The sequence below is a fragment of the Haloarcula argentinensis DSM 12282 genome, assembly GCA_000336895.1.
Taxonomy (GTDB): Archaea; Halobacteriota; Halobacteria; order Halobacteriales; family Haloarculaceae; genus Haloarcula; species Haloarcula argentinensis.
Genome location: AOLX01000023.1, coordinates 234,000 through 255,971 on the forward strand (window position 1 = coordinate 234,000; position 21,972 = coordinate 255,971).

The window sequence follows — 21,972 nt, forward strand, 5'->3', positions numbered from 1 at the left end:
GCACCACGGATAACAGTGTCGGTACGATGCTCTGGTAGGAAACAGAGAAAACCGACCGCTGTCTGGCGATTAGGGGGTGTGTAATACTGTCATGGCACACACGCAGCCAGCTCTCCCGGCTGGCTGTAGGCGCTCCGGTGTCGTGTCCGGTCTTACCGTCTCACTAACCGAATGGAATTAGCCATTCGAGCACAAGTAGTAACCATGTACCGCGGTGTCCGGGCCCGCCTTGCGCCGTGGCTGCTTGCTGGCTTCGGCCTCGCGTTCACAGGTGCGGCTGTCGTCTGGCACCTCGGTGTTGAGACACAGCGCATCGGACAGCTTGGCGGCCCCGCCCTCGCGTTGGCTCTCGACGGGCTACTACCGCTGGTGCTGGTGTATGGCAGCTATCGCCTCGTCTCGTCGTCAACACCGGGTGAGCAGATCTGGACTGTGTTCGTCTGGAGCGTTGTTGGCAGCCTCGCAGTCGGGACTGTCATCGGTCTGAGCGTCTTCATCCGCATGATCGAGGGTCGAACAATCGCTGAACCGGTGTTTGTCACTCTGTTGGCGATGGAGACTGGCGCTGTTACGGGACTCATCGCGGGCACGCTCGCGGTCCGGGCCCGCCAGGATGCCAGCCGTGCGACCCGAACCGCGAGCACGCTGTCGTTCGTCAACGACCTGTTTCGGCACGACATCGCGAACGGGCTTGTCGTCATCGACGGCCGGGCGACGATCATCCGGCGTAACGCCGACTCGGAGACGGTTCAAACGGCGGCGGACGCGATCCACGAGCAGGTAACCGAACTCGACAGTCTAGTCGACAACGCCGGGTCTGTCGTCGAAACCCTCGGTTCCGACCCGTCCTTCGAACCGACCGACATCGTCGGGATTACTAAAGCGGTGATACGGCGAATCGAGCAAACACATCCCATCGCTATCGAACTTCGAGCCCCGGACAGCGCGATGGCATACACCAACGAGGCCGCTCGCCCGGTTCTCCGGAACCTCATAGAGAACGCTATCGAACACGGGACGCCGGCGGCCGAACTCTCGGCTGAGGGGACCGCGACGGACGGGGCAGTGCTGCAGGACGAGGCACAGCGAGCGGAGACGGCCCAGTCGACGGGAGACGGCCACGATCACCCGTCAGTATTTTGTCGCGATCCGCGAGACCGACGACATCGTTGAGATTCACGTGGTCGACGACGGCCCAGGGATTCCCGAGGGCCAGCGCGACAGGATTTTCGACCCACGGGCGGGCGACACGCACGGTGGCGGCCTCCATCTCGTCGAAACACTCGTTACGAGCTTCGGCGGTGATATCTACCTTGCCGACACCGCTGGGAAAACTGACCTTGGATTGACTAATCCCGATCTTGACGGCGCGCACTTCGTCGTCGAACTCCCGCGAGCGTGACACGGTGCGGCACGACCGACGTTTCTTGATTGTGGGGGGCACAGTGGGGGGTATGTTCCCTCGCCTGCGCGCACAGGGCCCGACTGTACTTATTCCGCTCGCGTGGCTGCTCGTGGGACTGGCCCATCTCGATGTGGTCTCTGACCAGACAGTGCTGAGCTTCCACGTCGTCGCCGCCGTTCTCATCGCTGCGTTCGCCGTCCTTTCGTGGGACGAGATGGAGACGGGCGTCCTCCGGATCTGGCGCGACATCCTGCTCGTCGGGCTCGTGCTCACTGTTGGCGGTATTGTCGGCTTGCTCTACGCTCCGCTTCGGGTCCCGTTCTTGACGACGACGATACTGGGGTGGATGGTCGTTCCGGGTGTCGGCCTCTACTACACCGGGGCGCGCGTGCCAGCAGGTCAGCGGATGTACACGGCCGGCGCAGCGCTGAGTGTTCTCGGTGGGACGGTCTACGCCGGCGCGCTGTTCCCGCCGGCGGAAACCGCACTGCTTGCCGGTATCGGACTGGCGCTCGTCGGCCAGACGGTCGGCATCGCCCAGGCGGTTCGCCAACCGGGCGAGACCGGCTCAGGCTAAGGCAGCGTCGAGTTTCTCCACCGGATGGGGCGGTTCGCCGTCGCTCTCGTCCCAGTCGTCCAGTTGTGTGCGACAGGATGCGCCGGGCGCGACCACCGTGTCGCCGCGGCTCGCTCCGATCTGGTCGAACAGGATCGAGCCGATGGCCTTGCTCATCGAGAAGTGCTCGGCCTCGTAGCCGAAGGAGCCGGCCATGCCACAACAGCCCGAATCCAGCGGGTCCACGTCGTAGCCGGCCCGTCGGAGGACGCCGACGGCGTGGTGGTCCTTCTTCGTCGCCTTCTGGTGGCAGTGGCCGTGGTAGGTCAGCGTCTCGCCCGCCACGTCCCAGTCGGCCGCCTCGTCCAGCCGGAAGGTATCGAGGTACTCACAGACGCCGTAGGCGTTGGCCGCCAGCGTCTCCACGTCCTCGCCCGACAGCAGGTCCAGATAGTCCGACTGGAACATCACGGCGTCGCTTGGTTCGACCAGCACCACATCCCACCCGTCCTCGACTGCGGGGGCGAGCGCGTCCACGTTGTCCCGCGCGGTCGCTCGGGACTGGTCGAGAAAGCCCTTGGAGTGAGCGGGCCGCCCGCTGTCGGTTCGGTCAGCCAACTGGACGTGGACGCCCGCGGCTTCGAGCACGCGGACGGCGGCTTTCCCGACCTCGGGATGGCTGTAGTTCATGTACGTATCAGGGAACAGCAGCGCCCGTCGCTCAGCCTCGTCGGCCGGGACCTGCGGGCCGCGGTCGTCGAACCAGTCCTGCAGCGTCGTGCGCTGGAAGCTCGGAAGTGTCCGGTCCGGGGCGATACCGACCGCCTTTTCGAGGACGGTGCGAGCACCCGGAACCTTCGTCGCGAGGTTCGACAGCGGCGCGAACGCGCTTCCGAGTCCGGCAAGCGCGTCGACGTTCGCGAACAGTTTGTCCCGGAAACTGGAGCCGTGTTCCTGATGGTAGGCGTGGGTCACCTCAGCTTTGAGCTTCGCCATGTCGACCTCGCTCGGGCAGTCCTTCGCACACCCCTTGCAGCCGATACAGAGGTCGAGCACCTCGTGCATGAACTCCTCATCCGTAGGGTCGTCCGGCAGGTCGCCGCTCATCGCCTGCCGGAGCATATTCGCCCGCCCCCGCGTCGTCGTCATCTCCTCCTCGGACGCGCGATAGGTCGGACACATCACGCCACCGGTCGTCTCCTGCGGGCCGCGACAGCCGCCACAGCCGTGACAGAGTTCGACCATCCCCTGCATTCCATTGTCGTTGTCCCACTCCAGGGCGGGGTCGAAGCCGGCGTCGAACTCGTACTCCGGGGAAAAGCGGAGGTTCTCGGTCATGTCGACCGTACGTGCCCGCTCGGGCATCGCGCCGGACTCGACCTCGCCCGCGTCAACGCCGACGACCTGTCCGGGGTTGAGCAGCCAGTCGGGGTCGAACGCGGACTTGAGTTCTTGGAACGTCTCCCAGAGGTCCGCGCCGTAGAGCTTCTCGTTCCACTGCGTACGGGCGCGGCCGTCGCCGTGTTCGCCAGAGACGCTCCCGCCATATTTCACCACGAGGTCGGTCACCGCGTCGGCGATGGATTCCATGGTTTCGACGCCTTCGACCGACTTCGTGTTGATGAGCGGGCGGATGTGGAGCACGCCGGGGCCAGCGTGGGCGTAGAAGGAGGCGAAGGTGTCGTGTTCCTCCAGAATCTCTCGGAAGTCGGCGACGTACTCCGGGAGGTTCTCCGGCGGGATGGCGGTGTCCTCGATGAACGAGCCGTGTTTTTCGTCGGTCGTCCGCGAGAGCAGTATCGGGAGGCCGGACTTGCGCATCTTCCAGAACTTCTCGCGTTTCGCCTCGTCGTGGGCCTCCATGGCGTCGAACGCCCGAACCGGCGCGTCAACAACGGTTCGGCCCCCAGTCGGGTCAGCGACGGGGTCGACGCCGTTCGTTCGGTCCGCCAGCAGGTCGGCGACCTTCCGTCGCCCGCTCTCCTCGTCGTCGGCGTAGAACTCCACGATGAGGACCGCCCGTGTCCCGTCAGGCAGCATGCCGACCACGTCCTCGAACTCGGCGGTGTCGCGGGCCAAGTCGATGAGCACGTCGTCCAGCACCTCGACGGCCGCCGGGTCGTGCTCGAGGATGTCCGCAACGTCTTCCATGGCCTCGATGAGTCCCTCGTAGGCCAGCAGCGCCATCGACTTGGTCTCTGGAATCGGCTCCAGCGACACCTCGGCCTCGGTGACGATGGCAAGCGTTCCCTCGCTGCCGGCCAGCAGCGAGGCGACGTTGATGGTTCCGTCCTGTGCGTCGTCGAGCACCCAGTCGAGGTTGTATCCCGAGACGTTGCGCTTCAGGTCCGGGTAGTGGCTCTCGATTGCCTCGCCTTCTTCGGTGAGTATCCGTTCGATTTCGGCGTAAATCTGCGCTTCGAGGTCTCCGTCGGGGGCCGCCCGGTCGCGCAGTTCCTCGCGGGTGACTTCGCCGAACGTGGTGACGGTGCCGTCCGCGAGGACGACCTCGCATTCCTCGATGTAGGCGTCGGTCTTGCCGTACTGCAGGGAGTGAGCCCCAGTGGAGTTGTTGCCGATAGCGCCGCCAAGGACACTCTTGTCGCCCCATGCCGGGTCCGGTGCGAACTTCAGCCCGTGGTCGGCCAGTTCTCCGTTCAGGTCGCCGAGCTTGATGCCCGGCTGGGCCCGCGCTCGTCGGTCATCGGGCCGGGCCTCGAAGAGGTCGTTCATGTACCGTGAGAAATCCAGCACGACGGCCTCGTTGACGGTCTGACCGGCGAGGCTCGTCCCGCCGCCCCGCGGCAGAACCGGAATCTCCCGCTGGGCGCAGTAGGACATGACTGCAGCCACGTCATCGGTCGACCGCGGATAGACGACGCCGATGGGCAGCACCTCGTAGAGGCTGGCGTCGGTCGCGTACAACTGTCGCGAGTACTCGTCGAACCGGACTTCGCCGTCGACGTGCGATTGCAGGTCGTCGACAAGACCGGACCGGGCGACGGTGTCGTTCTGATAGTCGTAGTTCGATACCTCGTCGGCCGAAGGATCTATCCGGGTGCCGGAATCGGTTGCCATGGTGTGTTTCGTGTCCAGTCGCCCGGCCACCGACGGACCGGGTACTCGGCGGTTTGCTCTGGCTGTTCTAGCTGTACGCCTGTCAAAACAGTTCCGCTACGGTATCCCATCACGCGCTTTCGAGTCGGTCGAATGCAGGCTGTCGACGGTGCTTCTGCCTCTCTATGATAGAAAATGGTTCGCAACTGTTATGGCCAATGTTTACTTATACCATGAAATCATTGCACACAGCAACGACCTCTTCAACACGATGCTCCGACTCTTCACACAGACGCAACAGGAGATGATGGACGACAGTTTGGGCCGGCGGATGGATGACGATTCGAGACACCTGATAGACGCTAGTCCCGGATACCGCGCCGACCAACCAGCCGCCGGCACGCACTCCGGCGGCCACCGCCGGAATGGAATCTATACGACCCTTCACATTGACGAGACCGACGACGGATACGCCGTAATGGTCGGCCTCCCGGGTTTTGGGCGCGACGGCACTCACCGATATAGCCGTCGACTCCGTACTGTGTGGCCGTAACATGTCCGAACCAACCTGGGACGTTCAGGACGGCGCAATCGTCGAGCGGCCACGGAACGTCCGGAAGCACCCGCTGTTACACCGAATCTACGAGCGACACGACGAGCTACTAGCCGAACAGCTCCCGGCCGGTCGGACGCTCGAACTTGCGTTCGGCCAGCACATGCATCCCCGCGCCGATATCGGACTGGAAGGATGGCCGTCGAACGCCGAAACCGTCCGCAAGCCGGCACTGGCTGGTGACGCCCGCGCGCTGCCGTTCGGCGATGACTCTTTTGACGCCGTTATCGGCCGCCGGTTCCTCCATCACGTCCCGCCCGCGGACCGTCCCGAAATACTCCGCGAAACCGCCCGCGTTCTCCGCCCCGGCGGCCGCGTCGCCCTGCTCGAAGGAACGCCGGGGCTGTACCGCAAGCTCACCAAGGGTGCCGCGTTCCGGCTGGGGCTTCTGGAGGAGGACACCGATATCTACGGCCACCTCTCGGAAACCGCCGTCACCGACCTCGTCTCCGACTCGTTCACGATCATAGAAAAACAGACGCTCGGATCACCGCTGATGCTCGCGAGCATCTCCGAGTCGGACGCATCGGCACGGCTTCTCGACCTCTACGAACGGACGCAGTTCGTCAAGTGGTGGACGCTCGTGGTGGGCGAGCGTCCCGAGTCTGTCGCGTGACTACAGGTCGACAGTCACACGCAGTTCGCTGTCAGTGATCGTTCCGACGGCGTCGGCGACGACCTCGATATCGTCCTCGTCGGCATCACCGAATCCGAGTCCCTGCACCCAGGCTTCGGTGAGATCTGGCTCCGGCTCGACGTACGCGACCTGCCTTTCTGGGTCGACCTCGGTCACGATACCGATCTGTTCTCCCTGTGCGTCCATGAGAAACTTTCCCTCGTCTTCTGTCGATAATACTGCCATTTCATCTGATACCACAGACCGGACCCAGTAATAAACGTCGGTCACGCTACTCCGCCAGCTTGCCCTTTCCCCTTGCTAGTAACATCCGCTCTTGCTCGCTAGTACCGCGAGAAGTTCTCGTCGGGATAGATCCCCTCGTCAGTGATATCTACCACGTCCAGCGTCGCCAGGCGACTGAGACGGTCCGCCGCGTCACCCTCGTCGATCCCCAGTTCTACCGCCCGTGCCAGCACGCGGTCATGGCTGGGTACGGACTCGATGAAACCGTCGCTGTCTGTCTCTGTCTCCTCCGCGATGATCGCCTTCAGAATGGCCCCGTGCTCCCGCTTCGACGGCGTCGTGCTGTCGCCGGTCCAGTCCACGCTTAGGGTCCCGTCTTCGTTGACGTGGGAGACGACGAATCCGTCCGGCAGCGCTTCCGTCACCGCCGCCACCAACGCTGCCCGGTCGAGCCGCGCCTCGAACCGGAACCGCTTGCCGTCTTTGGACTGGCCGAGACTCCCGACGTTCGTCCCCGCTTCTGCTATGGCCTCCGAAACCGCGTCGGCGAGCCGGTCCTGTACTGACGCCGTGACGGCGTCCCGCTCCGCATCGAGGTCTGCGAGTTCGTCGGTCAGGGTCGCGTGGCGCTCCATCTGCTCGTGTGCTGGCTCCTCTGTCATACCCATGCTACTCGTCGCCACGGAAGTACCTGTTCCGGTGACTAGGACGGACCGACACGACAGTTAGTCGTTCAGGGTCACAGCCATGAGTCACAATAACCGGAGATACAAAATCAGGATGCCGCCTCCCGGATTTGAACCGGGGACAGCTCGATCTTCAGTCGAGTGCTCTCCCAGTCTGAGCTAAGGCGGCGCGCACTCCAATCGATGACGAGGGTAGAAAAAAGCATTTCGAAAGCGGGCGCAGGTTTTGTCGCATCCGTCGGGAGGTTTGACTGCCGATTACGGGAGAAACAGGTCCGCGCTGTCGAACGTCTCGCCACAGTCGTCGCATTCGTACTCAGTGCCATTGGTCGTCGAGACGTGCCCGCTACAGGCCGGACACGTCGAGCCGTCTATCATGCCACGAACTACCACCACTCCGGATATATGGATTACGGGCGACTATCAATCGAGATAGACGCCCTGATACCCGGGACGATGGTGTGCGCGACTGGCAGGAATCGAATCCACAGGGACCATCCGCTCGTCACGTCTGTTCGTCGCAGGATGGGTCTGGGCGGATTCGAACCACGGTCACTCCGCGCTGCTTCGTTCCCTGATTCGAATCACCATCTCCCACACAGACACCGCTGGCTCCTCGTTGCACTCGTCGCAGTCGGTGTCAGAAGTGGGTCCGGGCGGATTCGAACCACCGGCCTCGGCCTTGTAAAGGCCACGTCATAACCAACTAGACCACGGACCCGTACGCCTTCGTTTTCCATCGGTAGGAATAACGCTTTCTCTCTCGGTCGACAGTGGGCACCGACAGTATTACCCACGGCCTACCCCTCACACGGGGTATGCAGCGCCCCGCCGTAGTCGTGCTCGGACTTGTGGGCCTTCTCGTCGCCGCCGCCGTCGTCCTCCAGACCGGCCTCTGGGTCGAGGTGCTTGGCACCGGCGAGTACGAGGAGGGTACAGTGATAGTCCATGACAACACCACACCCGAGACGGCGACCCCACTGCAATGTGACCGCTCGCCCAACGGGACGGAGGTGGTCGCCTGTTCTGACTCCCAGCAATTGGCGACCGTCACAGTCAATATTTCAAACACTTGGAAGCAGCGCTATGTCGGCCTGAGCGAGACCGAGTCGCTCGGCCCCGACGAGGGCATGCTGTTCGTCCACGACGAGGCGGGCCAGCACACCTACGTCATGCGGAACATGTCGTTCCCGCTCGATATCATCTTCATCGACGCCAACGGCACTATCACAACCATCCACCACGCGCCGCTCCCGCCGGAGGGGACCAGTGGGAGCGACCTGACGGGCTACGAGGGGCGAGGAAAGTACGTCCTCGAAGCGAATCGCGGGTGGACGAACCGGACCGGCGTCGAGGTCGGCGACCGGGTCGAACTGCCGCCCGAAGCCACGTAGCCCGACGGCCTTTTGCAGGTTCGGCCCCTGAATTCGACAATGGATTTCGACGCGGGTTCGGACGATGACGTGTTCGAAGACGCCAGAGAACGCGTCGACCGACCGATGCTCCGATTGTTCACCGGCTACGGCCGGGGTCAGTTAGGGGCGTTCGTCGTCGGCCTGTTCAGCTCTATCGTGGCTCGGATGTTGGACCTGCTGCCGCCGATCCTCTTGGCGCTGGCTATTGACGCTATCTTTCTACAGGAGGCCGAATACGGCCTCTTCCTGGTACCCGACGCCTGGATTCCCGACGGGCAGGGGCCACAGCTGTGGCTCACTGCCGGTATCATCGCCGCCTCGTTCGGCCTCGGGGCCGTCTTCCACTGGAGTCGGAACTGGGGCTGGAACAAGTTCGCCCAGCACGTCCAACACGCCGTTCGCACGGACACCTACGAGACGATGCAGCGGCTGAACATGGACTTCTTCGCCGACAAGCAGACCGGCGAGATGATGTCGGTGCTGTCGAACGACGTGAACCGGCTGGAGAAGTTCCTCAACGACGGCCTGAACTCCGCCTCGCGGATGATAATCATGGTCGTCGGCATCGCCACGTATCTGTTCTACATGAACTGGCAGTTGGCGCTGGTCGCGCTGTTGCCGGTCCCGATTATCGCCGTGTTCACGAAGCGGTTCATCGACGTCATCCAGCCGAAATACGCCGAGGTCCGGTCGACGGTCGGCAAACTCAACTCCAGACTGGAAAACAACCTCAGCGGCATCCAAATAATCAAGACTGCCAACACTGAGCCCTACGAGGCGGACCGCGTTGAAGACACTTCTGAGGACTACCTCGACGCCAACTGGGACGCCATCGAGACGCGTATCACCTTCTTCCCCGGCCTCCGGCTGGTCTCGGGCATCGGCTTCGTCGTCACGTTCATCGTCGGCGGACTGATGGTCACCGGCCAGGCACCCGGGCCGCTGACGGCACCGCTCTCCCGCGGGCAGTTCGTCGCGTTCATCATCTACACGCAGCGGTTCGTCTGGCCGATGGCCCAGTTCGGGCAGATCATCAACATGTACCAGCGGGCCTACGCCTCCGCCGAGCGCGTGTTCGGGCTGATGGACACGCCCGGCCGTCTCGAGGAGGCCGAGGACGCGCCGCCGCTCGATGTGACCGAGGGGCGCGTCGAGTACGACGACGTGTCTTTCGGCTACGACAGCGACGACGAGCCGGTGCTTTCGGACATCTCCTTTGAGGCTGAGGGTGGCGAGACGGTCGCCCTCGTCGGCCCGACCGGTGCGGGGAAATCCACCGTCCTGAAGCTCCTGCTCCGGATGTACGACGTTGACTCCGGCGCGGTTCGCATCGACGGCCAGAACGTCCGGGACGTACAGATACAGAGCATCCGCCGTGCCATCGGCTACGTCAGCCAGGAGACGTTCCTCTTCTACGGCACTGTCCGGGAGAACATCGCCTACGGAACCTTCGACGCGACCGAGGAGGAAATCGTCGCTGCCGCGGAGGCCGCCGAAGCCGACCAGTTCGTCCGTAATCTCCCGGACGGCTACGACACGATGGTCGGCGAGCGCGGCGTCAAACTTTCGGGCGGCCAGCGCCAGCGCATCGCCATCGCGCGGGCGATCCTGAAAGACCCCGAAATCCTTATTCTCGACGAGGCGACCAGCGACGTGGACACGGAGACGGAGATGCTCATTCAGCGGTCGCTCGACGACCTGACCGCCGACCGGACCACGTTCGCCATCGCGCACCGCCTCTCGACGGTGAAAGACGCCGACACGATCCTGGTCGTCGAGGATGGCCGCATCGTCGAACGTGGGAGCCACGCAGAACTGCTCGCTGCTGATGGCCTCTATGCTAACCTCTGGGCGGTCCAAGCTGGCGAAATCGACGAGCTCCCGGAAGAATTCGTCGAGCGGGCGATTCAGCGACGGGCGCGGACGGATGCTGATGACTGAAACGGTGAGAACGCAATGTTCGAACCGTCAGTTATCAGGAGTTGCCGACGATTGAATCGGCGAGTGCTCCATGCCCAAGCTGTCAATGGTCGGCAGTTGCCGACGATTGAAGCGGTGAGGGCTCCATGTCCGAGTCGTCCGGCCCTGCTAACAGCCAATTCTCCGGAATAAGCCGGATTGAAATAGCTGGTCGCTGAAGGGAGCATCTTTCACAGAACCAAGTTCTCTCCTGTCACTCTGGTCTGGTAGTGCTAGCTAAGTCCCGTCCACGGACTATAACAGACTCTCACAGCTTAGGCAGTAGTTCCGCCGCTGCCGTCGACCGCCTCTTGGGTGACAAACAAATACGAGACGACGAATGAGACAGCAAACAGCGGCGGGAGAGCCAGGAGCTGCATCATCGGATCTGGCGGTGTGACGAACGCGCCGGCCACAAGCGCCAGGAGGACGGCCAGCGAGTAGGCAGTGGCCACCCGCTCACGCCGGTCGGCTGGCTCCGTGCGCGGCTCCCAGTCGTTTCGGACGTAGCGGAGCCAGACGTAGTAGACCAGCCCAAAACCTGTAGAGAGAAGCAGGAACATACCGATCACTGACCCGTTGCGTGCTCTGGCCTCTGCACGGGCCCAGTACCCCAGTGCGATGAGATTCCCAATGTAGATGACGACCGTAAGCGCTAGAGTAGCACTCGCTAAAGGCTGTTCAGCGGCGAACGGGGCGAATTGCACAGGTCTCAGTCGTTTTTACATAAGTATAGGCTTTCCGTGAGAAGAGAGGCACCGCCGCTGGGTTAACAGTGAATAGCCCAAGACACCGATTTCTATCCGGCTGGGCACAAACGATTATTACGTGTTGTATTGTAATGCTATCACATGGTAACCACGTACCTCGCTAGCATGGGACTAATGGGTGCATTAGTGGTGGCGGTGGTCGCATGGATGGTCCGCGTGCGTGGCTGGTATCAATACAGTCCGGGGGCGTCGACGAGCGGCCGGTCCCCGGCGGGCGACCACGAGAGCCGGTTCGAGACGCACGCTGACCAGCCGATGGTCTGGGTCGCCGCGTTCGCGGTGCTGGTCGTCGGCCTCCTGATCGGCGTCGTCGCGTCTATCTCCGGCCCCGTCGGAACTCAGTCGATAGCAGGGCTGGCGGTCGCCGTCGTCGGCGGGGCGGCCCTCTGTGGGTACCTGCTGTTTGGCGTCTACCTGTCGGCGACGCGACGGGGGCACCCCCGCTCGCTGGCCGTCGCGGAATCCGCGACCGTCGCCGGCGTGCTCTTTCTCATCGCCATCGGCTTCCAGCTTGTCGGGGCCTGAGTCCCGTCGGGCCTGCAAATTAAAACGATTGACAGATCGGTGGCACTGCTGTCGTGCCGGGTGTGCAGTGAGTTTCAACGGCTGCTATCAGTCTGCAGCGGTGGTGCCTCGAACACGCTGTCACAGCAATCACAGACCACGACTGGGCTGTCCCGCCCGCGCCGGGTGAACTGCAAGTTGTCGTGGCCACAGTCTGGACATGGCTCCGGCCGCCGCTCCGTTTCGCAGTTGGGACAACTGAACGTGAGCGCCGCCCCGCCGGAGTCCAGCCGCATATCACCGTGCCCACAGTCGGGACAGGATAGCGGGACCCTGATGTCGTCTGTTTCCCGCGGGACGCCGATGGCAAACGCAACGAGTTCACTCCCCGTATCGTTCCAGCCTGTATGGAACTCTCCCGGACCGAATCTGACGAGCTGGCCAGCAGCGACGGTGACGGTGCGATCCATTGTCTCCACCGTGGCCTCCCCGTCGAGTACCAGATACAGTTCCTCCTGATCCATGTGGGCGTGGAGCCCGCCAGGAAAGCCGTCGCCCGGGACGATCCGGTAGTGATTGATCGCGAGTTCGGTCGTACAGAGCGCGTCAGTCATTGGCTGACGGGCACTGCCTGTGGCGAAGGTTCCGCCATCGAGTCGGTCGAGGGTGACGTGTTCCATGGAGTATCCCAGGCGGTGCCATGAGGAAAAACTCCCCCAGACCGCGCTACAGTATCGAGTACGCGGCGGCCCCGGTCAGCGCGAGCGCAGCAACAGTCCCGCCCAGCACGAGGTACGTGACGGCGCGGGGTTCCCAGCGGAGGTGCTGGTAGTACGCGGCGACGCCAACGGCCTTGACGACCGACAGCACCATGATGAGCGCGAAGGCGGCCCAGTAGGCGCTGTCGACGAGGCCGGCGAATTCGACGACGGCCTGTGCGGTTGCGAACACGAACAACACGACGTATATCACGGTGTAGCCTTTCCAGTCCATTGTTCTAGAGGATGTAAAACAGCGGGAACAGGAACAACCAGACGATGTCGACGAAGTGCCAGTACAGCCCGAAGTACTCGATGGCCCTGTCGTCGCCCTGGTAGGCCCCGTTCCATGCCCGGACGGTCATGTACGCACAGATGATGAGCCCGATAGTGACGTGGGCTCCGTGGAGCCCGGTCGTCAGGTAGAACGTCGACGACGCGATGTTCGTCGAGAGGTTCCACCCGTTCGGGAACGTCTCTGTACTGATGTGGAACAGGTGCTGCCACTCCAGTCCCTTGTTGATGAGGAAGCCGACCCCGAGCGCGAACGTTCCGGCCAGCGCGGCAACGGTCCCGCGCTTGCTCTCCCGTTCGGCGGCGACCATCGCCAGCACGACGAGGAAACTCGACGTGAGCAACAGGTACGTGTTGATGAGGCCGGGCATGGTCACGTGCTCGGCGGGAATGAGGTCGTGGTGCCAGGCCGTCCAGCCGTAGGCGACCCGGACGAAGGCGTAGGAGCCGATGAACGCCCCGAACAGGACGATGTCACTGGCGAGGAACGTCCACATCCCGAGTTTCATCTTCTCGACGCGCTCGAAGGGCCACCGCTCGGCGATGGCCATCTCCGGCGCGTGGAACGGCTCGCGGGTCATCCCGACGAGCGACCCGAACGTTGCCACCCCACCGACGGCCGCCATGGTCAAGTAAAACACGCTGCCCGTCCGCACGCCCGAGAGCCCGAGGAACGCGATGAACCCGCCGAGGCTGACGAGGAACGGCCAGAAACTGGCGTGGCTGGCATGCTCCTCGCCGCTGACCTCGTGGGTCGATTCCATCGTGGTTGCCGTCGTTGCGGCTCTCGCCGTCACCGCGCCGCCGTCCGTCACGGTTCCACCGTCGGTCGCCGCGTGGCCATGCGCCGCGGCTCCGGGCATGCTTTCGGTCCGCTCGGCGACCGTCTCCTCGTCGAGGAACTCCAGTTTCCCGGTGCCGTAGCTCGGCACGCCGGGGAAGTTTTCGAGCGGCGGCGGCGAGGAGACAGCCCACTCGGCAGAGGTGGCGTACTCCCAGGGGTTCGGCCCGACATCTTCGCCGCGCCAGAGGCTCACGAAGAGGTTATAGAACATGAGGAGGAAGCTCGCCCCGAGGATGAACCCGCCGACAGTAGCCATGGTGTGCCATATCTGCAGGCCGTCGGGGTAGACGAACACACGACGGGGCGTCTCCCAGGCGATGAACATCGGGAAGTACAGCAGATTGAACCCGAGGAAGTAGACGCCGAACTGTATCTTCCCAAGGGTTTCGTTGTACATTTTCCCGGTTATTTTCGGATACCAGTAGTACAGCCCGCCGAACAGCGCCGTCGCGCCCGCGACCATCACGTAGTGGAAGTGGGCGACGACCCAGTACGTCCCGCGGAACTGGTAGTCGAGCACGATTGCACCGAGGAAGACGCCGGTGATGCCGCCGATGATGAACAGGATGAGCGCACCGAGCGAGAACAGGAACGGCGTCGTGAACCGGACCCGTCCCTTTGCCATCGTGTAGATGAGCGAGAACACCATCAGGTCGAAGGGCAGGGAGATGCCGATTGTCGTCGCCATAAATATCGTCTTGATGGGGAGGTTGATGCCAGTCAGGAACATGTGGTGCATCCAGACGACGAAGCTCTGGAGCGCTACCAGCACCATCGAGATGATGAACCACTTGCGGCCGACCAGCCGCCGGCCGGTGAAGGTCTGGAAGCACTCGGCCATCACGCCCAGTGCGGGGAAGAAGACGATGTACACCTCCGGATGACCGAAGAACCAGAACAGATGTGCCCACAGCAGCGACGCACCCGGGTTGTCCGCGTCGGTCGCCATCGTCGTCCCGTCGATTGAGTACTGGAAGTAGGTCGTCCCGAGGATATGGTCGGAGGCGAGTATCATCAGCGCCGCAAGCAGCGCCGCGAAGGCGAACAGCATCATCCAGACGGTGAGGTTGATCGACAGCGAGAAGATAGGGATGTCCCGCATCCGCAGCCCTTCGGCTCGCATGCGGTACATCGTCGTCAGGAAGTTCACCGACCCCAGTGTCACCGCCGCGGTGAACATGATGAGCGCCAGCACGACTGAAGTCGCTCCCAGTCCCTCGCCCGGAATATAGGCCGGCGTGTTCAGCGGGGCGTACATCGTCCACCCGCCCGCGAAGGTGGTCCCCTGGAAGAAGGAGACGCCCATCAGGATGCCCGAGAACAGGTACAGCCAGTACGACAGCGCGTTCAGCCGCGGGAAGGCGAGGTCGTCTGCCCCGATCTGCAGCGGGACGACGTAGTTCGCGAAGCCGAAGGCAAAGGGTGAGATGAACCAGAACACCATCAGCAGGCCGTGGGTCGACACCGCCTGGTTGTACCCCATCGACCCCAGCAAGTCAGCGCCCGAGGAAATCAGCTCGAGGCGGAACAGCAGGGCGAGGACGCCGCCGAAGACCAGGAAGAACAGCGCAGTGATGAGATACAGCACGCCGATGTCCTTGTGGTTAGTCGTGAGGAACCACCGGCTGACCGACGATTTGGGCGGCAGGCCGTGTTCGTGATCTTGGCTCATGCGGGCGCACCTCCGAGGGCAGTCGCCTCAGTCGCGATTCGCTGGTCCATCTCGTTGCCGCTTGCCGCCGTCCCGTTCGTCTCCGCGTACCACTCCTCGTACTCGTCCTGTGGCATCACAACCACGTCCGTCGTCATCAGCGAGTGGCCGCTGCCACACAGCTCGTAGCACTTGGCGGCGTAGGTCCCCGTTTCGTTAGCCGTGAACCAGGCCGACGTGTACTGGCCCGGGACGGCGTCGGTCTTGACTCGCAACGCCGGTATCCCGAAGTTGTGAAACACGTCCGTCGAGGTCACCTGTAACCTGACCACCCGGTCCTGTGGCACCCGGAGCGTGTTGGTCGTGTGCCCGTTCGGATACACGAAGTCCCAGCCGAAGCGGTACCCTTCCACGTCGATCTCCAGCGCCTCCGCCTGTGCCGGATCGGGCCCCTGCTCGATGTACAGCAGTTGTGAGTACGTCCAGGCGATGAGTGAGACGACGATGACCGCGCTGATGCTGAACGAGTAGAACACCTTCCGCCCACCCGCGCCGCCGGTTGGCATCTCACCCATTTCTGGGCGCTCAACCTTGTCAGCATACGGGTCCGTTCCGCCCCCGTCGTCGCGATACTTGAGTGCGTGGTACATCGTGTACGCCACGACGACCACCCCGACGGCCGTTCCCAGCAGCAGGAACACCTCGAAGATCTGGTCGAACACCGCACTGGGTGCCCTGACGTCGCCACCGTGCAAGGGGAACACAACCGTGGTGTATGTTATCAAGGATGCCGCCATTTCTTCATGATTCTTCCCACCCTGTAATATGTATTGCGGTCAGATGGTTGACACATGCCCTTCGCTGGCCTAACGTGTGCGGGAACTTTTTTATCTACTGGCATGTTACAACACACCATGGAAGACACGTCACCCGGCGTCGAGGACCCGCCTATCAACGACGACGGCCTCACAGAGGTCGAGGAGTTCGATAGCCTCGCTGGGATTCTTGCCGACGGTGTCATCGGTGCTGCCGGTGGGCTGGTCGGGACAGCGATGATGTCGGTTGTCTTCCTCATCGCCCAGTCACTGGGCGCGTTCAGTCTCGATGACTTCGCAATCCTCACCGAACTCGTGGGCCTGACCGGCTATGTCCCGGAGGTGTTGTTCGGTTTCTTCATCTTCCTCGGCGGCGGGATGTTCCCGTGGCCGTTGTTGTTCGCTTCGCTGAAAGCGTACCTTCCGGGCCAGTCTGATCCCGTCAGCGGTGCGTTCTTCGGCGGCGCGATGTGGACCGGGTTCGTGCTCGCCTTCTACACCGGCCAGTCCGGACTCACGCTGGTACTGTACGCAGTGTTGACGCTCGTCGCCCACGTCGTCTACGGCATTGGGCTCGGCGCGGTGTTCAACTACTTCTCGACGCGCCCGGACTCTATCGTTTGAGACGGCTTGCTGTCGTGTTCGAGCGATAGAACGGCGTCGTGACTCCCGCCGTATCAGGTCCAACACGATGTGATGCCAGTCGAAAAAAGCTGCTGGACGACGAAAGCGACACGCTGGTCGCAGGCAGACTGAGGTCGGTCCGCCAGGACGTGGCTGTCCCGAACTCAGGCTTCCGCTTCCGCGTCGGCGTCGCCGTCCGCCTCCGCGTCTGCTCCGTCTTCGCCCTCGAACTCTTCGAGCGTGCTGCGAAGCTGTGGAATCGTTGCCGTGAGGTCGCCGACCTGCTCGCGGGCGTCGTCGACATCGTCGATGAGGTCCGCGATGGTCTCGATCTCCTCGGCGAGGTCGTCGGCGTCCTCGAAGGCGTCAGCGCGTTCGCCCATCGTGTACCACTTCTTCGCGTCGCGGAGGTGGTCCTCGGCGTCGCCCACGTCGAGCGCTGTTTTGAGCGAGTTCAGCACACCGAGCGTGTTGTCGGCTTCCACGTCCCAGACCGAATCGGCCTCGGGGAGCGCCTCGCGAGCCTTCGCGAGCGACTCCTCGACATCGGTGCGCATTTCATTGGCCGCCTCTCCGAACAGTTCGTCGTCGTCCAGACTTGACTGACTCATACGGAGACGTTGGTGCGGTGAGGGATTAAAAGCCCGCCTGAAAGTGAAAGTGAAACCGTAGGACGTGACCGGTCGGTAATTCCTGAAACCGAAAAGCCGTTGTAGCTACTCGGCCCGGATGGCCGAGCGCACCTCGGGAATCGGGTCCATGTCGGCGTCGATGTCACCCAGCACGAGCATCGCATAGTACCGCAGGAACGTCGTTAGCGGGACCTGTATGAGCGCACCGATAACGAGCAGGACCAGCAGCCCTAGCAGCCCGACAACCCCAGCCAAGACCACGCCGACGGTATTCTGGAGCGCGAGATACAGCGCGGCCGCAACGAGCCCGAACGGGATCAGAACGACGATGAACGCGATAATGCCGAGAATCGCGCTGACGATACCAACACCGATCTGGAGGACGATGGAGAAAAACAGATACGCGAGGTACTGCTTGGGTTGGCCTTTTATCGAACCCCAGAGCCGCGACCAACCGGAGAGGATGCCGTCGTTGTCCGCCGTCATCAGTGGGACGACAAACACCGTAGTGAAGCCAAAAACGATACCGTAGCTTATCGCGAGCACCGCGAACACGGCGATGAACAGCCCCGACAGCGCGAGGACGCCCGACGCCCCGACGTTTGCGGCCTCGCCGCCGAGCACTAGGAAGAACCCGGCTGCACCGATCACGAGCGCGATGCCGAGCCAGATAATCCCGAGGACAAGCCGAAACAGGAACAGCCGTATTCCGTCCCCGACGTGCTCACTGAAATACCGGCGGACGTGTATCTCGCGATCGATGAGCGCCTGGGTCAATACGAACTCCATGAAGTTACTCAGGATGCCGTACGCGAGCGCTAGCAGGATGAACAGGCCGATGACGGCAAACACAAGCAGCCCGGCCCCGGCGAGTAGTTCGTCCGGCGCGCCGGACGGGACACCGGGTTCCGAGACTTGCATAGCGAGGTCGCCCGGCAGGGACAGCGTAGTTTCAAGCGGCGCGGTCAGCTGAAAGTCGCCTCCCGGGCCGCTGGGGCCACTTGGTCCGCCGTTCCCGCCGAAATCACCGAAGTTGCTGAACGACTGGGCGTTGTTCAGCCCGACACCGCCGCCACCGATGAAGAACACGACGAACGCCATCCGGAGCCATGTGCCCTTCTCGAAGGGGAACAAGAACGACTTCGTCGCGTCGATTGCGTCGTCGATATCGTCGACTGCGTGGAGGGCCATATCGGAAGTCTCACACCCCCCTCTGGTAAAATTTTCGGGCCTGTGTCAGGGATTCAGGCCGCTCTCTGGCTATTTCATTCCTGCACTGCGTCGACCTGCATCAGCGGGTACCCGTCCTCCATCGCCATGCTCGTCTCGACCGTGACCCCCTCGTATTCGATTTGCATCTCGACGTCGATGAATCGCCCGGTGAGTTCCGTGTAGTCCGCCCCGCCCTCGGCGATAGCACTTTCCAGCGCCTCCATGCGGACGCTGACGGTGACTGCCTCACAGAACGGCTGGTTCTCGATAGCCTCCTCCATCGCCGCTGCGAGCGAGTCGGCGCTATCCGGACTGATTGGTGTCCCTGCGAACTGGTGATACAGCGACCCGAACTTGACGCCCGCTTCGAAACACGCCTCTTGCGGAGCTGTGGGTTCCATACAATCGGTCCGGCTGGGCGACACAAAAGCGAACCGCAAGCTACCTATTGCGTGCGACGTATCGTCTCATACGAATGGACGACCCGGTTCTGCTCACCGGCGCTGGCGGCGCTGTCGGGGCGGCCATCCTCGAAGGACTCGAGGACGCCTACGAGTGGAAACTCATGTTCCACAGCCCACCCGCCGAGGAGCCCGACCACGAGTACCTCGTCGGGGACGTGTCCAGCGAGGGCGACGTGGCCGCGGCAATGGACGGCGTCAGCGCCGTCATCCACCTGGCTGGCGACCCCCGGCCGGAAGCCCCCTGGGACTCCGTCCTCGAAAACAACATCGACGGCACCCAGAAGATGTACGAGGCCGCTGTCGACGAGGACGTCGAGAAGTTCGTCTTCGCGTCCTCCAACCACGCCGTCGGCTCCTTCGAAACGGACGAGCGCACGCCCGAGATGTACCGCCCCGACGACCAGTATCGCCTTGACGGGACGGAGCTCCCACGCCCAGGCAACCTCTACGGCGTCTCGAAAGCCACCGGCGAGGTGCTGGGCCGCTACTACCACGACGAGCACGGCCTTTCCGTTTGCAACATCCGCATTGGCAACCTCACGCGGGGCCACCCGCCCATCGACTACGAGCGCGGGCAGGCGATGTGGCTCTCCTACCGGGACTGCGCCCACATCCACGACTGTGCGCTGCAGGCCGATTACGAGTACGAAATCGTCTACGGCATCTCCGACAACGACCGCAAGTACTACTCCATCGAGCGCGCCAAGGACGTGCTCGGCTACGACCCACAGGACAACTCCGCGCACTTCGACGGCGACGAACGGGTCGCCGAACCGGAGCCATAGCCCCCCTACTCCGCTGTCGCCCGCTACCCCGAACCGTCGAACAGCCCACGGACGTCGTCGTCTTTCTGCTGTTCTAGTTCGACGTGGTCCCGAAGCCGCTGGTAGACGACGGGCCGCTGGTCGCGCTCGCGCACGAACGAGAACAGCATCCCGGCGAACTGCGAACCGCCGTCGCCGCTGAGTTCACTCCGTGCGCGGGCAACAGCGTCGGCGATGACCGCCTCGTCGTACCGGCCAGTCTCCGCCAGCACCTCGGCGGCGATGGCCGTGGCGTCGAAATCCAGTGCGTCGTAATCTACGGCTTCGCCGTCGTGTGTCAGCGTCGGCGGGTCCGTCGCCGCGTGGTGGGGGTCAGCCGCTGTCGCCGCGAGGAACGGCCGAACCTCGTCTAGCGCCACGCCGTGATACGGGTCGGGGAGGCTGTCGAGGTACTCCGCCGCGCTCTCGGCCAGTCCCTGCGCGCCCGACCAGTTCTCCTCGCTGGCGTGGTGGACGACCGCGGTGAACTGGATGAGGCCGTGCAGGAACCGCTCGTCGTCGCCTGTATCGAGCTTCAGCCAGTACTCTTCCCACGCGTCGTGTGCTGCGTGGTAGCGACCTTCGTTGTACACTGCGATGCCGGCACGGAGATGGTCGCGCACACGGGTGGGTTCGCCTCGCGGCCGGAAAACCACATCGGCACCCGTGTAACCGAACTGATTTGTCACCGACACCGCAAATCAGCATATGCCACGATCCTGGCGTCGATGGGTGTTCGGTGCGGCCGGCGCGTCCGCCTTGACGGTCCTCGCCTGGCAGTTCTTGGTCACCGATCCCGTGCTCCTGTCGACGTTTGCCCTGACGTTGTTCGCCGCTATTGTCGGCCTCTACACGCAACGAAATGTCCTCCCGATATTCAGCAGGGGCGGCATTTGGGGTGGGGCCTTCGCCGGCGTCACCACCTACGTCGTCGTGACACTCCAGCAGCAGCTTGCGCTCCCCGGTGGTCAAGCGTTCGTGGTGACGCTCACCGTCCTCGGCCTCGCGTCGTTTAGCCTGGCCGTCGGGAGTGCGCTGACGATAGTGTCGACCGACAACGGGACGACTAGCCGTGACGGAAACGACCGGAAAAAGGCCTGAACGGCAACAGACGGTCGCCTCGCCGTCGCTCGATGGTTTGCGTCGGCAGAAACGTCCGGACGGAGTTCCACGCAAGCATCGCGAGCGTGGAGCACGTCCGGACGTTCACTTTGTTCACGACCGGACGGAGATTTGAACTCGCCGAGAAATGCTCGCTTCGCTGCGCGTTCCTCGTCTGCTCAAATCTCCGCTGTCCGTCATCTCTCTTCGCGGTGGCGAGCACACGCTATGCGTTGCTCACCGGTCTGCTTCGTGAGAATGACGTCCGGACGGAGATTTGAACTCCGGTCCCTGGCTCCGCAAGCCAAGAGGATAGTCCACTACCCTATCCGGACTCATATCGAGAGAGGTGGGTGCACCTAAAAAGGGTGACGATTCGCGTACCGTCACGCGACTGGTAGGCACACGTCGCTACAACACTGGTTTGAGCGACCGGGAGAGCCTTTCAACTAGAATACATTATGGCAAATATGAAACGCCGACAACTCCTGCAATACGGTGGTCTCGGTTGTTCGATAGCGCTTGCTGGCTGCTTTGGTGGGGCTCCCGAGAGCAGGGAAACACCCACGGAGGGTGCGAGTGAAACCCCAAGTGTGAACGAGACGACATTCAGTATTATCAGGCGACAGTCCGGCACACAGATAAGCTCAGCAACGGTGGCTTTCGACGGTAATCAGGTCGTCGTTGATGGAACTATCTGGGGGTCTAACGGGTGCAAAACGGCCGACTTGACAGACATATCGTATGATACGAGTGCCAATAAGCTGAGCCTCAGCGTTGGGACGACAGAGATGCCAGATGCCGGCGATATGTGTACGCAAGCCATCATGGAGATTGACTACCGGGCTACGGTGACGTTTGAGAACGGGCTCCCTGACACGGTGTCTATCTCTCACGACAGTGGCGATGGCCTGAACCCTGTGACAACGGCGACACCCTAAGGGCTA

Annotated in this window: 24 protein-coding genes and 3 tRNA genes; 11 read left to right on the forward strand and 16 right to left on the reverse strand. The window is 62.9% G+C overall.

Annotated features, from left to right (window positions below; all coding sequences use genetic code 11):
* Positions 1–204: 204 nt before the first annotated feature.
* The 3 genes from C443_RS14235 to C443_RS14240 are packed head-to-tail and all read left to right on the forward strand — an operon-like array spanning position 205 to position 1,982.
* On the forward strand, positions 205–1,173 hold the full coding sequence (locus tag C443_RS14235) for a histidine kinase (protein WP_311241315.1): 969 nt from the start codon (positions 205–207) through the stop codon (positions 1,171–1,173).
* A gap of 7 nt (positions 1,174–1,180) precedes the next feature.
* Positions 1,181–1,402 carry an ATP-binding protein gene (locus tag C443_RS22180; RefSeq protein WP_311241314.1) on the forward strand — a complete coding sequence of 74 codons (222 nt, stop codon included), beginning with the start codon at positions 1,181–1,183 and terminating at the stop codon, positions 1,400–1,402.
* Between the two features lie 52 nt (positions 1,403–1,454).
* Entirely contained in the window at positions 1,455–1,982 is a 528-nt protein-coding gene (locus C443_RS14240) for a hypothetical protein (protein WP_005537229.1), read from the forward strand.
* On the opposite strand, the gene C443_RS14245 is transcribed toward C443_RS14240, so the two are convergent.
* On the reverse strand, positions 1,974–5,039 hold the full coding sequence (locus C443_RS14245) for an FAD-binding and (Fe-S)-binding domain-containing protein (protein ID WP_005537231.1): 3,066 nt from the start codon (positions 5,037–5,039) through the stop codon (positions 1,974–1,976). The two genes, C443_RS14240 and C443_RS14245, sit on opposite strands and share 9 nt — an antisense overlap.
* Positions 5,040–5,244: 205 nt before the next feature.
* Complete coding sequence (locus C443_RS21260) at positions 5,245–5,535, reverse strand: hypothetical protein (protein ID WP_152423050.1); 291 nt, start codon at positions 5,533–5,535, stop codon at positions 5,245–5,247.
* Positions 5,536–5,572: 37 nt separating this feature from the next.
* Here C443_RS21260 and C443_RS14255 point away from each other — a divergent pair, with 37 nt between their 5' ends.
* Positions 5,573–6,247: a class I SAM-dependent methyltransferase gene (locus tag C443_RS14255; RefSeq protein ID WP_005537234.1), complete on the forward strand. Its 675-nt coding sequence runs from the start codon at positions 5,573–5,575 to the stop codon at positions 6,245–6,247.
* On the opposite strand, the gene C443_RS14260 is transcribed toward C443_RS14255, so the two are convergent.
* The 4 genes from C443_RS14260 to C443_RS14275 all read right to left on the reverse strand — a co-directional run bounded on the left by C443_RS14260 (position 6,248) and on the right by C443_RS14275 (position 7,900).
* Entirely contained in the window at positions 6,248–6,493 is a 246-nt protein-coding gene (locus C443_RS14260; protein ID WP_005537235.1) for a hypothetical protein, read from the reverse strand.
* A gap of 98 nt (positions 6,494–6,591) precedes the next feature.
* Positions 6,592–7,161, reverse strand: a complete 570-nt coding sequence (locus C443_RS14265) for a hypothetical protein (protein ID WP_005537236.1) — start codon at positions 7,159–7,161, stop codon at positions 6,592–6,594.
* Between the two features lie 113 nt (positions 7,162–7,274).
* Positions 7,275–7,348: transfer RNA gene (locus C443_RS14270), tRNA-Phe, on the reverse strand.
* Positions 7,349–7,826: 478 nt separating this feature from the next.
* Positions 7,827–7,900: transfer RNA gene (locus C443_RS14275), tRNA-Val, on the reverse strand.
* Positions 7,901–7,997: 97 nt separating this feature from the next.
* Between C443_RS14275 and C443_RS14280 the strand changes: the two genes are divergently transcribed.
* Together C443_RS14280 and C443_RS14285 are read left to right on the forward strand one after the other, a co-directional pair.
* On the forward strand, positions 7,998–8,573 hold the full coding sequence (locus C443_RS14280; protein WP_005537238.1) for a DUF192 domain-containing protein: 576 nt from the start codon (positions 7,998–8,000) through the stop codon (positions 8,571–8,573).
* 39 nt (positions 8,574–8,612) lie between these two features.
* Positions 8,613–10,535 (forward strand): ABC transporter ATP-binding protein, encoded by a 1,923-nt coding sequence (locus tag C443_RS14285; protein WP_005537239.1) that lies wholly within the window; start codon positions 8,613–8,615, stop codon positions 10,533–10,535.
* A gap of 293 nt (positions 10,536–10,828) precedes the next feature.
* Here C443_RS14285 and C443_RS14290 read toward each other — a convergent pair whose 3' ends face one another.
* A complete protein-coding gene (locus C443_RS14290) occupies positions 10,829–11,260 on the reverse strand; it encodes a DUF7534 family protein (RefSeq protein ID WP_049944069.1) in 432 nt (143 codons plus the stop codon).
* A gap of 144 nt (positions 11,261–11,404) precedes the next feature.
* On the opposite strand from C443_RS14290, the gene C443_RS14295 reads away from it, so the two are divergent.
* Complete coding sequence (locus tag C443_RS14295) at positions 11,405–11,848, forward strand: hypothetical protein (RefSeq protein WP_049944070.1); 444 nt, start codon at positions 11,405–11,407, stop codon at positions 11,846–11,848.
* A gap of 74 nt (positions 11,849–11,922) precedes the next feature.
* On the opposite strand, the gene C443_RS14300 is transcribed toward C443_RS14295, so the two are convergent.
* The 4 genes from C443_RS14300 to coxB are packed head-to-tail and all read right to left on the reverse strand — an operon-like array spanning position 11,923 to position 16,171.
* Entirely contained in the window at positions 11,923–12,507 is a 585-nt protein-coding gene (locus C443_RS14300) for a cupin domain-containing protein (RefSeq protein ID WP_005537242.1), read from the reverse strand.
* Positions 12,508–12,553: 46 nt separating this feature from the next.
* On the reverse strand, positions 12,554–12,820 hold the full coding sequence (locus C443_RS14305) for a cytochrome C oxidase subunit IV family protein (protein ID WP_005537244.1): 267 nt from the start codon (positions 12,818–12,820) through the stop codon (positions 12,554–12,556).
* A gap of 4 nt (positions 12,821–12,824) precedes the next feature.
* Positions 12,825–15,395: a cbb3-type cytochrome c oxidase subunit I gene (locus C443_RS14310; protein ID WP_005537246.1), complete on the reverse strand. Its 2,571-nt coding sequence runs from the start codon at positions 15,393–15,395 to the stop codon at positions 12,825–12,827.
* Entirely contained in the window at positions 15,392–16,171 is a 780-nt protein-coding gene (gene coxB, locus C443_RS14315) for a cytochrome c oxidase subunit II (RefSeq protein WP_049944071.1), read from the reverse strand. The genes C443_RS14310 and coxB overlap by 4 nt, the downstream gene beginning before the upstream one ends.
* A 117-nt stretch (positions 16,172–16,288) precedes the next feature.
* Here coxB and C443_RS14320 point away from each other — a divergent pair, with 117 nt between their 5' ends.
* On the forward strand, positions 16,289–16,813 hold the full coding sequence (locus C443_RS14320; protein ID WP_005537248.1) for a DUF6789 family protein: 525 nt from the start codon (positions 16,289–16,291) through the stop codon (positions 16,811–16,813).
* Positions 16,814–16,977: 164 nt separating this feature from the next.
* Here the strand turns inward: C443_RS14320 and C443_RS14325 are convergent, their stop codons facing one another.
* The 3 genes from C443_RS14325 to C443_RS14335 all read right to left on the reverse strand — a co-directional run bounded on the left by C443_RS14325 (position 16,978) and on the right by C443_RS14335 (position 19,058).
* On the reverse strand, positions 16,978–17,424 hold the full coding sequence (locus C443_RS14325) for a DUF5790 family protein (protein WP_005537249.1): 447 nt from the start codon (positions 17,422–17,424) through the stop codon (positions 16,978–16,980).
* 105 nt (positions 17,425–17,529) lie between these two features.
* Positions 17,530–18,636 carry a DUF7544 domain-containing protein gene (locus tag C443_RS14330; protein ID WP_005537250.1) on the reverse strand — a complete coding sequence of 369 codons (1,107 nt, stop codon included), beginning with the start codon at positions 18,634–18,636 and terminating at the stop codon, positions 17,530–17,532.
* Positions 18,637–18,710: 74 nt separating this feature from the next.
* The gene (locus C443_RS14335; RefSeq protein WP_005537251.1) at positions 18,711–19,058 is read right to left on the reverse strand and encodes a dihydroneopterin aldolase family protein; all 348 of its coding nucleotides are present in this window, start codon (positions 19,056–19,058) and stop codon (positions 18,711–18,713) included.
* Between the two features lie 74 nt (positions 19,059–19,132).
* Between C443_RS14335 and azf the strand changes: the two genes are divergently transcribed.
* A complete protein-coding gene (azf, locus tag C443_RS14340) occupies positions 19,133–19,906 on the forward strand; it encodes an NAD-dependent glucose-6-phosphate dehydrogenase Azf (protein WP_005537252.1) in 774 nt (257 codons plus the stop codon).
* A gap of 23 nt (positions 19,907–19,929) precedes the next feature.
* On the opposite strand, the gene C443_RS14345 is transcribed toward azf, so the two are convergent.
* Positions 19,930–20,547: a DUF309 domain-containing protein gene (locus C443_RS14345; protein ID WP_049944072.1), complete on the reverse strand. Its 618-nt coding sequence runs from the start codon at positions 20,545–20,547 to the stop codon at positions 19,930–19,932.
* Positions 20,548–20,632: 85 nt separating this feature from the next.
* On the opposite strand from C443_RS14345, the gene C443_RS14350 reads away from it, so the two are divergent.
* Positions 20,633–21,025, forward strand: coding sequence for a hypothetical protein (locus C443_RS14350; RefSeq protein WP_311241313.1), 393 nt, complete (start codon positions 20,633–20,635; stop codon positions 21,023–21,025).
* Positions 21,026–21,287: 262 nt separating this feature from the next.
* On the opposite strand, the gene C443_RS14355 is transcribed toward C443_RS14350, so the two are convergent.
* Positions 21,288–21,360, reverse strand: a tRNA-Arg gene (locus C443_RS14355).
* A 456-nt stretch (positions 21,361–21,816) separates the two neighbouring features.
* Between C443_RS14355 and C443_RS22185 the strand changes: the two genes are divergently transcribed.
* A complete protein-coding gene (locus tag C443_RS22185; RefSeq protein WP_229727298.1) occupies positions 21,817–21,966 on the forward strand; it encodes a hypothetical protein in 150 nt (49 codons plus the stop codon).
* The last annotated feature ends 6 nt before the right edge of the window (positions 21,967–21,972 follow it).

Excerpts from the sequence above, each read along its gene's own strand:
- C443_RS14350 (WP_311241313.1), top strand. The coding sequence starts at position 20,633 with ATGCCACGATCCTGGCGTCGATGGGTGTTCGGTGCGGCCGGCGCGTCC.
- C443_RS14280 (WP_005537238.1), top strand. The coding sequence starts at position 7,998 with ATGCAGCGCCCCGCCGTAGTCGTGCTCGGACTTGTGGGCCTTCTCGTC.
- C443_RS22185 (WP_229727298.1), top strand. The coding sequence starts at position 21,817 with ATGCCAGATGCCGGCGATATGTGTACGCAAGCCATCATGGAGATTGAC.
- C443_RS14235 (WP_311241315.1), top strand. The coding sequence starts at position 205 with ATGTACCGCGGTGTCCGGGCCCGCCTTGCGCCGTGGCTGCTTGCTGGC.
- C443_RS14295 (WP_049944070.1), top strand. The coding sequence starts at position 11,405 with ATGGTAACCACGTACCTCGCTAGCATGGGACTAATGGGTGCATTAGTG.
- C443_RS14330 (WP_005537250.1), bottom strand. The coding sequence starts at position 18,636 with ATGGCCCTCCACGCAGTCGACGATATCGACGACGCAATCGACGCGACG.
- C443_RS14265 (WP_005537236.1), bottom strand. The coding sequence starts at position 7,161 with ATGGGTATGACAGAGGAGCCAGCACACGAGCAGATGGAGCGCCACGCG.
- C443_RS14285 (WP_005537239.1), top strand. The coding sequence starts at position 8,613 with ATGGATTTCGACGCGGGTTCGGACGATGACGTGTTCGAAGACGCCAGA.
- C443_RS14325 (WP_005537249.1), bottom strand. The coding sequence starts at position 17,424 with ATGAGTCAGTCAAGTCTGGACGACGACGAACTGTTCGGAGAGGCGGCC.
- C443_RS14320 (WP_005537248.1), top strand. The coding sequence starts at position 16,289 with ATGGAAGACACGTCACCCGGCGTCGAGGACCCGCCTATCAACGACGAC.
- C443_RS14335 (WP_005537251.1), bottom strand. The coding sequence starts at position 19,058 with ATGGAACCCACAGCTCCGCAAGAGGCGTGTTTCGAAGCGGGCGTCAAG.
- C443_RS14300 (WP_005537242.1), bottom strand. The coding sequence starts at position 12,507 with ATGGAACACGTCACCCTCGACCGACTCGATGGCGGAACCTTCGCCACA.
- azf (WP_005537252.1), top strand. The coding sequence starts at position 19,133 with ATGGACGACCCGGTTCTGCTCACCGGCGCTGGCGGCGCTGTCGGGGCG.
- C443_RS14260 (WP_005537235.1), bottom strand. The coding sequence starts at position 6,493 with ATGGCAGTATTATCGACAGAAGACGAGGGAAAGTTTCTCATGGACGCA.
- coxB (WP_049944071.1), bottom strand. The coding sequence starts at position 16,171 with ATGGCGGCATCCTTGATAACATACACCACGGTTGTGTTCCCCTTGCAC.
- C443_RS14245 (WP_005537231.1), bottom strand. The coding sequence starts at position 5,039 with ATGGCAACCGATTCCGGCACCCGGATAGATCCTTCGGCCGACGAGGTA.
- C443_RS14240 (WP_005537229.1), top strand. The coding sequence starts at position 1,455 with ATGTTCCCTCGCCTGCGCGCACAGGGCCCGACTGTACTTATTCCGCTC.
- C443_RS14310 (WP_005537246.1), bottom strand. The coding sequence starts at position 15,395 with ATGAGCCAAGATCACGAACACGGCCTGCCGCCCAAATCGTCGGTCAGC.
- C443_RS14305 (WP_005537244.1), bottom strand. The coding sequence starts at position 12,820 with ATGGACTGGAAAGGCTACACCGTGATATACGTCGTGTTGTTCGTGTTC.
- C443_RS14255 (WP_005537234.1), top strand. The coding sequence starts at position 5,573 with ATGTCCGAACCAACCTGGGACGTTCAGGACGGCGCAATCGTCGAGCGG.